Source organism: Clostridium sp. M62/1, assembly GCF_020736365.1.
Taxonomy (GTDB): domain Bacteria; phylum Bacillota; class Clostridia; order Lachnospirales; family Lachnospiraceae; genus Otoolea; species Otoolea saccharolyticum_A.
This window is the reverse complement of record NZ_CP085988.1, coordinates 731,919-745,000: the sequence shown is the minus strand read 5'-3', so window position 1 is coordinate 745,000 and position 13,082 is coordinate 731,919. Positions and strand designations below refer to the sequence as shown.

General features: G+C 49.5%; 18 protein-coding genes (1 of these 18 only partly in view). 2 read left to right on the top strand and 16 right to left on the bottom strand.

The window, feature by feature from the left end:
* Positions 1-908 carry the 5' portion of an IS30 family transposase gene (locus tag LK436_RS04000; protein ID WP_008396627.1) on the bottom strand. Its footprint begins 133 nt before the window's first position, so only the first 908 of its 1,041 coding nucleotides appear in the window; its start codon is at positions 906-908; its stop codon lies beyond the left edge, outside the window.
* 904 nt (positions 909-1,812) lie between these two features.
* Here LK436_RS04000 and LK436_RS03995 point away from each other — a divergent pair.
* Entirely contained in the window at positions 1,813-2,043 is a 231-nt protein-coding gene (locus LK436_RS03995) for a hypothetical protein (RefSeq protein WP_147594746.1), read from the top strand.
* Positions 2,036-2,245 carry a helix-turn-helix domain-containing protein gene (locus tag LK436_RS03990; protein WP_008396630.1) on the top strand — a complete coding sequence of 70 codons (210 nt, stop codon included), beginning with the start codon at positions 2,036-2,038 and terminating at the stop codon, positions 2,243-2,245. The genes LK436_RS03995 and LK436_RS03990 overlap by 8 nt, the downstream gene beginning before the upstream one ends.
* A 247-nt stretch (positions 2,246-2,492) precedes the next feature.
* Here the strand turns inward: LK436_RS03990 and LK436_RS03985 are convergent, their stop codons facing one another.
* The 15 genes from LK436_RS03985 to LK436_RS03915 form a co-directional block, all read right to left on the bottom strand.
* Entirely contained in the window at positions 2,493-3,536 is a 1,044-nt protein-coding gene (locus tag LK436_RS03985) for a GH25 family lysozyme (RefSeq protein ID WP_008396633.1), read from the bottom strand.
* 68 nt (positions 3,537-3,604) lie between these two features.
* Positions 3,605-3,829, bottom strand: coding sequence for a hypothetical protein (locus LK436_RS03980; RefSeq protein WP_008396635.1), 225 nt, complete (start codon positions 3,827-3,829; stop codon positions 3,605-3,607).
* 15 nt (positions 3,830-3,844) lie between these two features.
* A complete protein-coding gene (locus tag LK436_RS03975) occupies positions 3,845-4,198 on the bottom strand; it encodes a hypothetical protein (protein ID WP_008396637.1) in 354 nt (117 codons plus the stop codon).
* A gap of 208 nt (positions 4,199-4,406) precedes the next feature.
* On the bottom strand, positions 4,407-4,562 hold the full coding sequence (locus LK436_RS03970; RefSeq protein WP_008396638.1) for an XkdX family protein: 156 nt from the start codon (positions 4,560-4,562) through the stop codon (positions 4,407-4,409).
* Positions 4,562-4,825, bottom strand: a complete 264-nt coding sequence (locus LK436_RS03965; protein WP_044930848.1) for a hypothetical protein — start codon at positions 4,823-4,825, stop codon at positions 4,562-4,564. Before LK436_RS03965 ends, LK436_RS03970 begins: the two co-directional genes overlap by 1 nt.
* Positions 4,764-5,987, bottom strand: a complete 1,224-nt coding sequence (locus LK436_RS03960; RefSeq protein ID WP_008396642.1) for a reverse transcriptase domain-containing protein — start codon at positions 5,985-5,987, stop codon at positions 4,764-4,766. Before LK436_RS03960 ends, LK436_RS03965 begins: the two co-directional genes overlap by 62 nt.
* Positions 5,988-6,409: 422 nt before the next feature.
* On the bottom strand, positions 6,410-7,687 hold the full coding sequence (locus LK436_RS03955) for a hypothetical protein (protein WP_008396644.1): 1,278 nt from the start codon (positions 7,685-7,687) through the stop codon (positions 6,410-6,412).
* Entirely contained in the window at positions 7,687-8,238 is a 552-nt protein-coding gene (locus LK436_RS03950) for a phage tail protein (protein WP_008396646.1), read from the bottom strand. Before LK436_RS03950 ends, LK436_RS03955 begins: the two co-directional genes overlap by 1 nt.
* Positions 8,239-8,251: 13 nt before the next feature.
* Entirely contained in the window at positions 8,252-9,160 is a 909-nt protein-coding gene (locus tag LK436_RS03945; protein ID WP_008396647.1) for a phage tail protein, read from the bottom strand.
* Positions 9,153-10,307: a baseplate assembly protein gene (locus LK436_RS03940; protein ID WP_008396649.1), complete on the bottom strand. Its 1,155-nt coding sequence runs from the start codon at positions 10,305-10,307 to the stop codon at positions 9,153-9,155. Before LK436_RS03940 ends, LK436_RS03945 begins: the two co-directional genes overlap by 8 nt.
* Positions 10,300-10,602, bottom strand: coding sequence for a hypothetical protein (locus tag LK436_RS03935; protein WP_008396651.1), 303 nt, complete (start codon positions 10,600-10,602; stop codon positions 10,300-10,302). Before LK436_RS03935 ends, LK436_RS03940 begins: the two co-directional genes overlap by 8 nt.
* Positions 10,603-10,615: 13 nt before the next feature.
* Positions 10,616-11,014 (bottom strand): phage tail protein, encoded by a 399-nt coding sequence (locus LK436_RS03930; protein WP_008396653.1) that lies wholly within the window; start codon positions 11,012-11,014, stop codon positions 10,616-10,618.
* A gap of 4 nt (positions 11,015-11,018) precedes the next feature.
* Positions 11,019-11,555, bottom strand: a complete 537-nt coding sequence (locus tag LK436_RS03925) for a hypothetical protein (protein ID WP_008396655.1) — start codon at positions 11,553-11,555, stop codon at positions 11,019-11,021.
* A gap of 13 nt (positions 11,556-11,568) precedes the next feature.
* Positions 11,569-12,873: a phage late control D family protein gene (locus tag LK436_RS03920; protein ID WP_049932027.1), complete on the bottom strand. Its 1,305-nt coding sequence runs from the start codon at positions 12,871-12,873 to the stop codon at positions 11,569-11,571.
* Between the two features lie 2 nt (positions 12,874-12,875).
* The gene (locus LK436_RS03915; RefSeq protein ID WP_008396658.1) at positions 12,876-13,079 is read right to left on the bottom strand and encodes a tail protein X; all 204 of its coding nucleotides are present in this window, start codon (positions 13,077-13,079) and stop codon (positions 12,876-12,878) included.
* Positions 13,080-13,082: the final 3 nt, after the last annotated feature.

The following is a 13,082-nucleotide window of genomic DNA, read 5'->3' as shown; positions in this document are numbered from 1 at the left end:
CCCTTTGGTATCTTCCTGCGCACCAGTCGGTTCTGGTTTTCGTTGCTGCCACGCTCAAAGGAGCAGTATGGGTGGCAGTAGAACACGGTCACTCTCTTTTCGGACTCATCTGCTGCCGACTGCTGCATTCCCTCCCAGTCAGCGAACTCCGAGCCATTGTCCACGGTTATGGTCTTGAACACCTGCCCGAATCGCTCTCCCCATTCCGCTTCTAACTGATCCAGTCGCTTGCAGACCTGCTCAGTCGTGTGCTCATATAAAAGGTATATGAGTTCGTTCCTGGTCTTTCTCTCTGTCAGTACCAGAAGGCTGTGTTTACTTTCCCCTCTCTTGCCTACCACTGTGTCCATCTCCCAGTGTCCGAATTCCTCTCTGGTGTCGATGTCCTCTGGCCGCTTCTCTATGCTTGTACCTGCGTTGGCTCTCGCCTGCCTGCGGACTTTCTTATTCTTCTTTTTCCGTCTGCCTTTTACTGGGAGTTCCTTATTTGTGATTGTGAGGAATATCCCCTTGTCGATGTAACTGTAAAGGGTCGGCTTGCTAATCTCTGTTTCAAACTCCAACCCCTTGGCTTTAATTTCTCCGAGGACTGCTCCGGGCGAGTATCCGTCCTCTGCTATCTTTGTTTCTATGTACTCTGCCAGTCTGTGGTCTTTGCCTATCTTAAGGTCTGGACCCTTATCTCGCAGGTTCTGTTGATACTTATCCTCTGCGATGTCTGGGGAGTACCGTTCTTCCTCTGTCAGATCTGAATTGGTATGTGTGTATGTTCCTCTCTTTATCTCACGGTATATGGTGCTGACATGGACTCCTATCTGGTCAGCGATTTCCTGTTTGCCGTGTCCTGCTTTCAGCAGTGCTTCTAATTTCAGCCTGTCGGCTCTGGATAACTGTTTAAATCTGCGCATGGCAGCACCTCCTTGTCTCTTTCTACTATTATCGGTGTTAAAGTTATAAATTTCAATAACAAAACACTTATAAATAAGGATAAGATACCAACAAAGAAGTGGTGCTTTTATGGTTATATTTTTGTTGAATTTATGGGTTATAAAAGACTTGAATACCTCCGCAACCCAAGGTAATATACAGACAACCTAAAGGAAAGGAGGTGCATCCGATGAATTTGGATGATTTGGTTTCTAAAATAAATAAGCTGAGTAAAGTTGTTCGAGCCCTTACTCAGCTTGCATTGGAAATCGGAACGCTCGTAGCGGTTATCCGATTCATCATCTTATGATGATGGCTTGGGGGAGGGGTCCACCTCTCTCCCTTGCTTCTCAAAATATACCACACGATTGGAGGTCTTGTCAATGAAACGGTTATGTGTTTCAGTTTCGGTTCTGGCTTTTCGGATAGCGGAGTTGCTTATCGTGGTTTCTGGTCTGCTTCTCCTGCTTTCCAGAATGTAGCCGGTCCGTCCGGGGCAGTGCATCTGCTCCGGCTCTAACCCACCGATGTCTGGTCCCAAGTCCAGAAGGCGGAAGCGTGAGGGGAGCAAAGGACAATGCCATGTCTGAGTGATGTCTGACAAGTTTGCCTGGTTTTTAATGTGAAAGCCTTAAAGGTAGGAGGAGTTATTGGTTTTTACCGATTGCCTATCGCAACTCGTTGATTTTGTTTCCTGCGTTGCAGAGAAAGGGTTAGGTGATGTGTAGCCGAGCACGAGGTCTTATCTGGTGTACCGTAACACTGGACGCTCTCTCCAGTCGGGCGAGACCGATGGGCGACATGGCTTATTGTTCCTTTTTGAAAAACGGCGATAAATTTCCGGCGGTAAAACTCCGGCGATAAAATCTGAAAGGATCTGATAAAATGATTTATATTGATAAGTGCCGCACCGACTTCGGTGTTACCGTGGACGAGTGGGCGGTTGATGATAGATGTCGGTTCTCTGATTCCGGCAAGGTCGGCATAGGGACTGGTGTTCGTGTGCTCGATATTACTGACAAGTTTGGCGATGTTCTGGTTCGCCTTGTGATTTCGGATTCCTGCTCTGACAATGTCAGCAGGTTCTCCTGCAGGGAGGTGTTGTCTCATGAATAAAGAACTGCTTGAGCCGATCATGCGTGCTCACGGAGATAAAAACAAGGACTTGGCTGCGGCCATTGGTATGTCCGTTCCGAACTTCTCCACCATCTGGAATGGTCGTGGCGAGTTTGCTCTGAAGTATATCCGTCTCATTGCCCGGAGATATTCTCTTACCCCGGAGCAGGTCTATAAAATCTTTATCTTTCCGCAGGGGTAATCATTGCCCCTGCTTTTTCTTTGGCTTTCAAATCTGCCCCATTTAGGCAATAAAAAAGACCCAGTGGGTGTTTGTTCCACTGGGTTGCTTTTCGTCTTATTCTGGCTGTCACGGTGCGCCACGCTCTGGGTTCTGCGTTGCGGTGTTCCCGACATTTATGTCGGTCACATCGTCCGGGTGCTTACCCCCTTTAGAACCCCCTCTGCGGCACATCATACCTCCACTCTTTTTATAAGTCAATCGCCAATTACAGAAGTTCATTGACCTTCTTCTGCACGGCTGCGTAGTCGTATCCGGCTGCCTTCAGCTTCTGCTTTCTGGTTTCGCCGTTGCCCCACTTGCCTGCGATCACTTCCTTGGCTACCTCAGTAACGCTTTTCTGCGGTTTTACTCCAAGCTGTGCATTGACCTCTTTCTGGACTGTATCGTAGTCATATCCTGCTGCCTTGATGCGGTTCTTTCTGTCATCGCCATTTCCCCACTGTCCTGCAATGACTTCCTTGGCGATTTCTGCCACGCTCTTTTTCGGTGCGGAGGTTGCTCCTGCAAGGCGGTTCACTTCTGCCTGCACCGTTGCGTAGTCATATCCGGCAGCAGCCAGTCTATTCTTGCGGTCATCTCCGTTTCCCCAGTCTCCTGCGAGCACTTCCTTTGCCACCTCAGTGACGGATTTCTTCTCGCCCTGGTTCTCTTTGATTTCCTCTCCGTAGTAGTAATCCATATCTACCTTGCCATCGATGCCGCTTACTGTTCCGGAACTGGTGTACTGGTGGAATGCGCAGTCATAGTCCGGAGATCCTGTGTAATCTGCGAGCCAGTACACATACTTGGAGAGCACTTCGTCCGAATACATATTTCTGTGGTAGTCGATGTTGGAATAAACACCTGCCTTGTATCCATGGCTTTCCACATACTCGCAGAATGCCTTTGTAAATGCGATGCACTCATTCTTTCCGAGGGTTACTCCCTTTGCCTTGGCTTTCTTTACAGTGTCGTACTCAAAATCGTAGAATACAATCACATCTTTTCCGAGACCTGCCTGCTCCATCTGCTTGATGCAGAATGCCGCCTCCTGCGCTGCCTGCTCTGCGTTGATCGCATAACTGAAATGATATACTCCCTTGATTTCGATGCCGTTCTTTCTGCAGCCTTCCACATACTGGCGGAACTTTGCGTCTACCGTCTGTGCGTATCCTTCACGAAGGATTGCGAACTTGATGCCGTCTGCTGCTACTCTGGCAAAGTCTACATTGCCCTGCCAATATGAAATGTCCATACCTTTGATTGTCATATCTGTTTCCTCACTTTCTGTAATAAAATAGGGCAGCCTACTGGCCGCCCCGCTGCGTATGTTTCCTGTTACTGTTCCTCGGCATCATCCGAAGCACCGATGTTGGCGGAGTCGGTCAAGCCTTCCCCGATGATGTAAGCCACCACGGACGCTCCTGCCATGATGAGTGCAGTTACCTGCGTTGCCGTGTTGTCTGTTCCGCCTGTGGCGAGGATCATCATTGAGACGAATGATGCCACTGCCGTCCACAGTTTTCTGCTTGTGAGTTTTCTTACCCAGTCGATTTTCTTCATTGCTTTGTCCTCCTGTTATACAATTTGTTTTAGTGCCTGTTCGTTCAGAAAGTCCTTCTGTTCATGTTTGACCTTCTGAGCGTAGTCGAGTGCTGCGTGCATATCCCCATTGCAGTGTGCGTCTGGGATTCTCTGCACCGCTCTGGCTGTCGCTTCTCCGAGTGCCAGGGAAGCATTGACGCAGTTGATGATGCAGAGTTCATTCTTCTCTCGGATCTGCTCTCTGGCATCTACTTCCTTCTGCCGTTCTTCCCGCTCTGCTTTTTCCTTGTCGGCACGCTTCTGTATGCTCTGCTCGATGAGCCAGAAAAAGAAGCCAGTCAGTGCCGATGGGATACTCGCTGCCACGATGATTGCTGTCACATCCATGCGCTGCACCTCCTCTCTAAAAAGACCGCCTTGTCCAGACGGTCCTTAATTCTGATTTGATTTCTCACACCACTTGCATGGGTACTGCGTCATCGGTATGTGGTAATTTGTGCAGTGGGCACAGGTGCCGCTTTCCTTGCAGTCGAGGTCACATTCTTTCATGTGCTTATGGCAGTACCTGCTCCCATGTGCGTGGGTACATTGGAAGTTATTTTGCCTTGGTTTCTGCCTTGTACTTCTCGCCTGTGATTTCCTCGTACTCTGCTTCATCAATAGTTCCCTTCTCCACTCTGACCGCGATCTGTTCCTTTGTCAGCCTGCCTGCGGCATAAAGTCTTTTCAGACTGTCGATTAATACTCTCATTATAACAATCCCTCCTCGATAAGCTGTGCGGTGTAATCATCAATCGCCTTGTCGGTATTGATCTGCTTAATGGATTCCAACATCTGGTATTCCGATACAGTGATTTCCCTGCTATCGCACTCCCAGTCGGTGTAGGCTTCCATGCCCTCGGTTGCTTCGTGCTGCACTTTCTTGATGTTCTTTCTCTGGATGTAGATGCCGTCAGCCACAAGCTGCAGCTCCTGCGGCTCCTCGGAGCATCTTTCCTTGGTCCATTCCTTCATGGTTCTGCCTCCTTTTGATTTTTGATATTATTTTCTTAAGCCGGCCCACATGGATATAAGGTTTTATCCTGCTCTGGTAACAGTCGTATGTGTCCGTGCAGGTAAACCATCCCATGTACGACAGCATGGCTTCGATGTGTCTGTGAAAGTATCCACGGTTTGCTTCCTTTGACCTCTCCATCTTCTTTGCCAACCGTGTTGCGGATAGCATGATGTTCTTTCTGATCAGCGTCTTGTTTCTGTAAAATATAAAACCCATGAAGTCCAGTGCCCTACCTATCTTCCGCTTGCCCTTCTCGTAGTAGAATTTGCATACCTGGTAGTTGTGCTTCAGCTTTAATCTGAAACGCTGACCGAGCATCTTCCTTATCTCCACGATGGCTCTCTGGAGGACTTTCTTGCTGCTTGCGAATATGACGATATCGTCCATGTACCTTTGCAGCTTTGGCAGACCGAGCACCTCTGTGATCAGTCGGTCGAGTGGTTCTAAGAGGTAATTTGCCAACCACTGGCTGATGTAAAACCCGAGAGGGATTCCTTTATTAAATCCCTGTAGGCATAATCCGATGATGTATAAAAACCAGTCATCCTTGATTCGGATTGCCAGTTCCCTCATCAGAATTTTCAGCCGGATACTATCATAAAAGTGCCGGATATCCATCTTTGCGAAGCACCGTGTTCCCTTCGGGTCATGCAAAAGCCACCGCTCTATCTGTCTCTTTCCGTAGTGTGCTCCACGCTTTGGGAACGAACCGCAGGAGTATGGATAGGCTGTGGCTGTGATGATCGGCTCTAATACCAGAACGATGATGTGGTGCAGCCATTGTTCATGGATTTCCGGCATATAAATTTTTCGTCTTTTCCCATGTTCGAAGATGATCTTCGGGGTTCTTTTCTTTGGTTTGTATGCCAGTTCCGGGTGTGGGACGTCCACTCCCTCCGGCTTTGTGTTTAGGATCATGTCGTATATTTTCTGCACCTCATCATCGAGGTGTGCGTCTATGTACTGGATCTCTTTTCTCTTGGTTTTTCCTTTGCGTAATTTCTTATATGCTTTCCGAATGACATCATCCTTCAGCATTTGTTGATACAGATATTTGTACTCTTTGTGACCGTGTTTCGGTTCATTACGCAGATGGATTTCTGTGTGTGTTTTTCGCATTCTGCTGAGTACTCCTATAAGATATTTTTTTCTTCTATCTCCTACGCACGGCAGGTGCGACCGCTTTACCGTGCGTCCTGTGTCGGACTCATTTCCACTCATCTTCCCAGTAATGGTGAGTAAACCTTGTTTCAAAGGTCAGCGGTGTAGGAAGCAGGACTGCTTTGGGTTGTTATTCCGTTTAAGATAGAATAAGGCGGCCCCGATGTTCCAGTTGGCATTCCCGGCAGTGTTGTTCACATTCAAGTAGCGCAAACCATCATTCGTACCGTTGTTGCAATTACCGAACCGAAGGGCGACCGCCCGAGGTGACGCAGTCCTGCGCCCCTGTTATTCTTCCTTACGCTATTAAAATCCGATTTTGTTCCACTGGGGGAATTCTGCTGACGCAGACCCCCAGACCCCCTATCACGGTGTCTTGCTTACGCTGCGACCCCGACAGGTGGTAAAAGAAGGACGGCGGCCCCGAGGTACCAGTTGGCATCCCCGGCAGGGTTGTCCACACCCAAGCAGCGCAAACCATCAGGCGTACCGTCGGAGCAACTACCGAACCGACGGGCGACCGCCACAATCTCGACATTCTGCCATAATCCGTCACAGCCGCCAGTGGATGTGCTTCCCTTGCACGGATGAACCGGAACTGCTCCGAAGCCGGGAACGGTCTGGTACTTATGCGGATAGAAAATACCGTATTTCTGTGTGCTTCCATCACTCTCGAACATCTTCGGAAGGCTGATGCCTGTATCCTGGTATTTTGCTCCGGTCACATCGTAGGTGTAGTTCTTGCTGACCTTGTATCTGCCATTCACGAGCAATGTGTACGGGTCACGCATCCACTGCTGATATGTTCCAAGGACGATGGAGTGGAAGATCTTGTTGAGTGACTTCGCATCCTTTGTTCCGTAGAACTGTCCGCCACCTACGACTGCGTTCTGCTTCACTCCGTTGGTCGGCGCAAGGCTCGCATCGTATCCGCTTGAATTTCCATAGCCGTATGCTTCCTGTGAGTTCGTGCTCTTTGCGAACATGATCAGAAGGTCAGTGATTGTCTGAACAATTCCGCCACCGAGGAATGCTGCACGGCTTGAGAAGTTTGCGATTGCGGTATGCTCTTTGTCCGTGGTGTTATTGTAGCAAGGCTGCAATCCTGCCAGAGACACCATCTTTGGTGTGGAGGTATCTGCTCCGAGGATTGAACCGTAAAACATCGGAATCCATACACCCTCCAGTACATTGTTGCTCGGGTCTTTAAATCCGACAGGCTCGAATCCGTCTCTTTCCCTCATGGAGAATTTAACGACACGGTCATTGCCGAGCATATACTCCTGCTTGTAAATCTTGGCAAGCCACGAGAACGCTCCGCCGTTGTAGCTTGTGTTGGAAACATCCGAAGCAGTGCCGTCCTCTTTCTTGGTGTAGTCGTTCTCATCCAGTCTGTAGTCCGGTGTTCCGTCTGCCCTTACCATCCACGGCTTATTTGCCACGATGATCGGGAAGTCTGCCCAACTGTTGAGTGTCATTGTTCCGGTGTCCTTGTTGAGTGAAATCGGAGTGAAGTCTTTGTTCTGTCCGATGTATTCGATTCGTGCTGTCGGACTTAAAACATCCATGTGCTCAATAAAGCCATAGATTCCGTCTGCGGATAAAATCGCATAGCACTTGTCGAGGGTTTCCTTGTCTGCGATGTATGTCTTTCCCATTATTCCTCTACCTCCTCGTAGTATAAAAGTCCTTTATCCACACCAAGCACATACTTATCCCCAGTGGTCTGGTCGTAAAGGTACATACTGTTTGGTGTTACGATAGTTACATCTGTTGCGTTGGCGACCTCGGTTAAGAAGTCCATGGTAATCGTGGACGGGAGGAGGTCGTTGTAAGCGGGCATATAATCCCACTGGTTTGCGACTCCGACTGCCAGTGCGTAGAGGATTTCCCCCTCGTCCGGGTCCTGTGCATAAATGCCGACCTCTTTCACGTAATAGCCATTCTTAAGGTTTCCGGTGTCCTGCTTGTTTGTGATGATAAATTTCACATATACATTGGACTGGTTCTGGGTCGTCACTGTAATCAGTGCGAACTCCTGCTTCTTGGATTTGAGAGCAGTTCTGTTTGTGAGTGCTTCGCCATCTGAATATGATCCGTCTCCGGTTGCGGCCTTGGTCAGTTTGATTGTGCATCTTCCTGCCTGTGCCTTGGCGAGCAGGGCGATTCCTTTGGCTGTCAGCACTGCTTCTTTGAATACTCCTGCCATCGTTGTTCCTCCTTTATGTTGTTATTTTGGAATGTGATGCCATTCCCACTGCCATCCTCGGCACAGTGCCGTGTACGCTTGCCTGTGTTCGCTGTGCTCCGTTTAGAATTGTGGTCTTGGTGTTTCTTACCACTATCGCTGCAAAACCGCTCACACCGCCAGACAGCGTGCCTGTGCGTGGGTTGACATTATTCCCGATAGTCTCATGCGGGGAACTTACTGCACCTGCTGCAGCGTTCCCTTCCATGCCGATATCTCCGGTGCGTCCTTCCGGGTGGTTTGTTACCGTTCTGGACGGTGCGGAGGTTACGGCTGATGCAGCCGTCTCCTGCATGGTGTAATCGTTTGTGGTCTGGTGGTGGTTCAGCACCTGTTCTTTCGGACTGCTGACCACCCCGGATGCCACTGTCTCATGCATCTCCATTTCTCGCTCCACCAGTATCCTGCGGATATGGGAGCGGGTGTTCTTTACTCTCTGAATGATGGAGAGGAAGTAATTTGCCATTTCCTCTGTCATTCTGGCATTGGTTATGATGTCGAATGTTCCGGGGGTGTATGGACCCTCGGTGTAATCGAACCATTCCTCTGTCCTGCCTTCCCCGAATACAATCTCTATCAGTTCTGATACCGCACTCGGAGTTCCTGCCTTGGTGTGCCACAGGAGCGTCCTCTTTATGATGTTGCGTTTGGTTTCCAGATTCATGCTCTCCTGGTAGTATGGTGTCCTTAATTCCACCGCCAGTACATCCAGTATCCGCTCCGGCAGTTCATCAATGACTGCCATAGTTCTGGTATGCGCTGCCAGCCGGAGCATCCTCTGGTGTTCCTGCTGCACTGCGTAGGATATGCAGCGCACCTCAGTGCTCTGTGCTATCTTCCATGGCAGGAGGTCTGTGATCTGTCCGTCATATAAACTAATCATTCTCAACACCTCCGTATGTCACGGTCTGCGTTCCTATCCTTGCGACACTGGTATCCGGCACGGTCGTAAATACCGGAGAGGTTATCTCCGCCCTCTTTGCTCCGGCTGCCACGATCCGTTTCATGAGTTCTGAAGGGTTGATATCTCTGCCGATGGTTCTGGTCTGCCATTCGATGTAGTCAGCCACCGCCTGTGCCACCTCCGCCTGTATAGTTCCTGCCTTGGACTGGTCACTCAAATTTACATAGTATGTGAATGCAATGTTGAATTTGACCGTCTCCGGTGCGAGCACGGTTACCTTGTCGGTAAGCGGGCGGATGTTTTCATCCTGCAGGTATGCTGCCACTCCGTCTATGACAGTCTTTGTCGGGAGTTCTCCGTTCGTCATAATGAAACGGATTTCTACCTCTACCGGGTTCGGACTGGTTACCTTTACATCTCCGATGGTCTGGCTGTAGGTCTTTGTCCAGTATTTGTATGCATCGTCCGGTCCTGCGACACTGTATCCGCTTGGTGCGAGGAATATCCTCTCTGCAAGGCTCTCGTCTGATTCGAGGTCTGCTCCACCGCTTGTCTTGGTCGTGTTGCTTACGCTCTCCACATACGGTATCAAATCAACCAGTACATTGACCTGCCCCGGCAGCAGTTCATTTCCGTCCACTCCGTTCTCGGTGCAGAGTGCTCTCACATCTACATAGGTTTCCCCTGCGGGGATTTCCTCGTATCCTACTGTGGCGAAGTAGTTGAGGTTGCCGTCCGTGACCTTTGTTCCTTCCGGTATGCCTACGGTTGCAGGCCGCTTCTCTGAAAGAGTGAACCTCAGTGTTGTTTCCGCAGGGGCCGGCTGCTTTCTGGTTACTCCCCTGCCTGCTCCGAGGTTGTCGAGGAATTCGCCGTAGGAGTATTTGATTAAGTCCTGCTTTCCGGCTCTGTCTATGTACTGTTCGTCCTGGTATAATTCCAGTGCGATGGCATATAGCATGATGCGGTTCGGATCTGAAGGAGAGAGTGTTATCTCCTGTCCTGTGATGCGCTTCCATTCGCTCTCAAAGTTTGCCACCATTCTTGTTTTCATTGCTTCCAGTGTGTCATTGTCAATGAACGACACCTCTGGGAGGTCTTTTACGCTTTGGATTGTGTCAGACATTTGTTATTACCACCTCCGCCTGCAACTGCCCATCCTCATTGAATGAGAAGTTGATATCTTTTACTGTTGCCCTTGGCTCGTACCGGTCCGTCTTGTCGATGATCTCCACTGCGAACTGGCTCTTTGCCACATCTATCGGCATCCCTACGAAGTCCGTGTTCAGACCGAATTCCCGGTCAAGTGGGCACGTTCCCTCTGCCGTCTGGTATAAGCATTCCAGACATCTTTTAATATCTGCGATGTCCCCGCTTGCGTAGTCAAAGGCTACGGTTATGTGTTTTAAGTCTATTGTCATTCCGCTGCCCTCCCTACAGATATTCTTCCAATGAAAGATTGACATCCATCTTCTGGATTTCCCCAGTACCCATAACAACAAGGTTTGACTGGGTAGCCTGTGTGATCTTCCACCTGTTCGACCCTACGGCATGGTTTCCGATGACCAGTTTCTCCACTCTTCCCTGTTGCACTGCTTTTGTGATTTCGTGGAATGTTTTCCATGGCTTCACTCCATGCTGTGCGTTCAGTACGACCTTGAATTGTACGGTCATCAGTTCTGGGTTGAGGAATTCTGACTGCGGCTTTTTCCCGATGCGCTCATGCTTCGCCCAGTTTGCTGATATGGTTCTCTGGTAGTCTGTGAAGTTGAGGATTCTGCTGTCGCTCGTTTCAAAGACGATCAGTTTTCCAAAGTTTCCTATTCTTCCCATCCCATCAACCTCCCAGTGCCTTTACTCTTTTTTCCAATGCGTCCAACTGTGCCTGCAGGGACGGCTTTCCTTTTGTCTTGGCTGTGTCATCCTGCAGGTTGGATATCCCGGTCTTGTTATCATCAATGTCCGAGAACGCATCGTTTATCTGTTCCAGTGTCACATACGGCTTGTCCTCGTATCCGTACCCTTCGAATTCTATCTTCGGGGCACGCAGGATTATTGTCTGCTTCTTTTCTGAATAGGACATGACTGCTTCATTCACATTGTTGCTCATCTCCTGCCGGAAGATGCCTGCGCCACCCTCATGTGGTGTGTTCGCTGAATTATACACCGGTCCGAGTATGACCCCGGACACCGTGCCGTTGGAAAAGCAAGCCACGACCACGAGGTCGTCTACCTTTGGTATGTTGTACTGCAGGGCGAGGAATGGAAGCTCGCTTGTCACGGAGTCGTCTCTGTCCTCATACACCACTCTGGCTTTCCCTGCTGTGTAATTGATTGAGGATATCTTCCCCAGTCTGATTGTCGCTGCTGCCATGCTCTCCACCTCCTTAGTTTGGGTTTATCCATGACCCCGGCACTCCTGCCTTGGTCGTTAGATTCAGCATACCCTGTGAAATGTTGAATATCGTATATGTTCCAGGTCGTCTTGTACCTGTCGGGTGTCCTCCAGTTACCTTGCCTGCCAGTGCTTCGGCTGCGGTGTAGTAACCCTTTTTCGTAGTGGTCAGTGTGTACTTTCCGCCCTTTACTGGTGTCTGCGTTCCTGTGGACTTCGTTGCCGTGGTAGTCGCTGTGGAGGACTTTGTCTCCGTCTTTGACTTCTTTGCCACAGCCTTGGTCGATGATTTGGCATCCGTGAAGCGATCCGCCACTCTCCGAAGGTCGAGTTTCTGCTTACATCCGCTTCCGATATCCCATGTGACCTTTTCCACATAGTACTTGCCGTCCAATTTTCCGAAGCCTTTTATGGTCACGCAGGAGGTCGCTATGATCTTCCTGTTGGCTCTGGTCATTGTTACCGACATGGTTGTGTCGCCCTTGTTGGCTTCATTGATTTTTGCCAGTGTAATGCGCTCTGCTTCCGATGCGTTGCTCGCTGCATCCGTGACCTTCAGTATCCTGTTTCCGCCACCGACCTCGACCTTTATCGTCTGGTTCTTATCATTGTTGGTGTACTCATATTTCGCCCCGGTGTAGGTTCTGCACAATTTTGTGTTCCATGACCAGTTCGGTTCTATGTTCTGTTCCGTCAGCGTTGCCACTGATTTCTTTTTCTCATAGGTGGCTTCGTTAAACACCACGATTTTGTTTTTATATATCTTCATGGCGAAGCCGTAGAGTTTTACCAACTCGTTATAGAATGAGCAGTCATCCTTCTCGCTCTGCTCCACCTTTTCTATTGGTATCCTTGGTGCTTCATAGTACAGTTTGATGCCCGCCCGCTTTGCGACTTCCTGTCCGATATTCTCCAAGGTTGTTTTCTCATATGTTTTTGTTCTCTGTGTTTCCTTGAAGCTGCTGTCTGCCGGAAGTGCCAACGCTTCCAGTTTCAGCTTGACTGGTGTTCCAGAAAAACTGAAATCATCAATCACAAAAGACCCGCAGCTTAATTTCTGCGTATCTCCCTCTTTGCTCCAGTTTTTCATAATAATCGTGGCCGCCATAGTGTCTCCCTTGCTTGGAAACCATGACTTGATCCACTTCCTGTCTCTGTCATTGATGTTGAGGGAGAGGCTGTCGCTCTCTCCCGATGCAACATCTGTGTAACTGAATGACTGGAGGTACTCTGCGAGTTTGGTATCGATCCGCTTTCCGTTATATGAAACGGAGGCGGTTGCTTTCCTTGGGTCCATGCTTAATCCCTCCATATTGGCAGATCTTCATCTACCTCGTCTGTCAGTTCCGGTGTGGCGAGAGCGACCCCGCCTGGGAATACCAGGTATTCCAGTAGCAGGCGGTTGTTCTCCATGAGGTATCCTGCATACTTCTCGTCTCCGTAGACCTGGTATGCTATCTTATCCCATGTGTCGCCCTGCACCGTTTCGTATGTGCCTGTCATTCT

What these genes read in the sequence shown, in the direction of transcription:
- LK436_RS03995 (WP_147594746.1), top strand. Translation starts at nt 1,813, where the DNA reads ATGATTTATATTGATAAGTGCCGCACCGACTTCGGTGTTACCGTGGAC.
- LK436_RS03990 (WP_008396630.1), top strand. Translation starts at nt 2,036, where the DNA reads ATGAATAAAGAACTGCTTGAGCCGATCATGCGTGCTCACGGAGATAAA.
- LK436_RS03985 (WP_008396633.1), bottom strand. Translation starts at nt 3,536, where the DNA reads ATGACAATCAAAGGTATGGACATTTCATATTGGCAGGGCAATGTAGAC.
- LK436_RS03980 (WP_008396635.1), bottom strand. Translation starts at nt 3,829, where the DNA reads ATGAAGAAAATCGACTGGGTAAGAAAACTCACAAGCAGAAAACTGTGG.
- LK436_RS03975 (WP_008396637.1), bottom strand. Translation starts at nt 4,198, where the DNA reads ATGGATGTGACAGCAATCATCGTGGCAGCGAGTATCCCATCGGCACTG.
- LK436_RS03970 (WP_008396638.1), bottom strand. Translation starts at nt 4,562, where the DNA reads ATGAGAGTATTAATCGACAGTCTGAAAAGACTTTATGCCGCAGGCAGG.
- LK436_RS03965 (WP_044930848.1), bottom strand. Translation starts at nt 4,825, where the DNA reads ATGAAGGAATGGACCAAGGAAAGATGCTCCGAGGAGCCGCAGGAGCTG.
- LK436_RS03960 (WP_008396642.1), bottom strand. Translation starts at nt 5,987, where the DNA reads ATGCGAAAAACACACACAGAAATCCATCTGCGTAATGAACCGAAACAC.
- LK436_RS03955 (WP_008396644.1), bottom strand. Translation starts at nt 7,687, where the DNA reads ATGGGAAAGACATACATCGCAGACAAGGAAACCCTCGACAAGTGCTAT.
- LK436_RS03950 (WP_008396646.1), bottom strand. Translation starts at nt 8,238, where the DNA reads ATGGCAGGAGTATTCAAAGAAGCAGTGCTGACAGCCAAAGGAATCGCC.
- LK436_RS03945 (WP_008396647.1), bottom strand. Translation starts at nt 9,160, where the DNA reads ATGATTAGTTTATATGACGGACAGATCACAGACCTCCTGCCATGGAAG.
- LK436_RS03940 (WP_008396649.1), bottom strand. Translation starts at nt 10,307, where the DNA reads ATGTCTGACACAATCCAAAGCGTAAAAGACCTCCCAGAGGTGTCGTTC.
- LK436_RS03935 (WP_008396651.1), bottom strand. Translation starts at nt 10,602, where the DNA reads ATGACAATAGACTTAAAACACATAACCGTAGCCTTTGACTACGCAAGC.
- LK436_RS03930 (WP_008396653.1), bottom strand. Translation starts at nt 11,014, where the DNA reads ATGGGAAGAATAGGAAACTTTGGAAAACTGATCGTCTTTGAAACGAGC.
- LK436_RS03925 (WP_008396655.1), bottom strand. Translation starts at nt 11,555, where the DNA reads ATGGCAGCAGCGACAATCAGACTGGGGAAGATATCCTCAATCAATTAC.
- LK436_RS03920 (WP_049932027.1), bottom strand. Translation starts at nt 12,873, where the DNA reads ATGGACCCAAGGAAAGCAACCGCCTCCGTTTCATATAACGGAAAGCGG.
- LK436_RS03915 (WP_008396658.1), bottom strand. Translation starts at nt 13,079, where the DNA reads ATGACAGGCACATACGAAACGGTGCAGGGCGACACATGGGATAAGATA.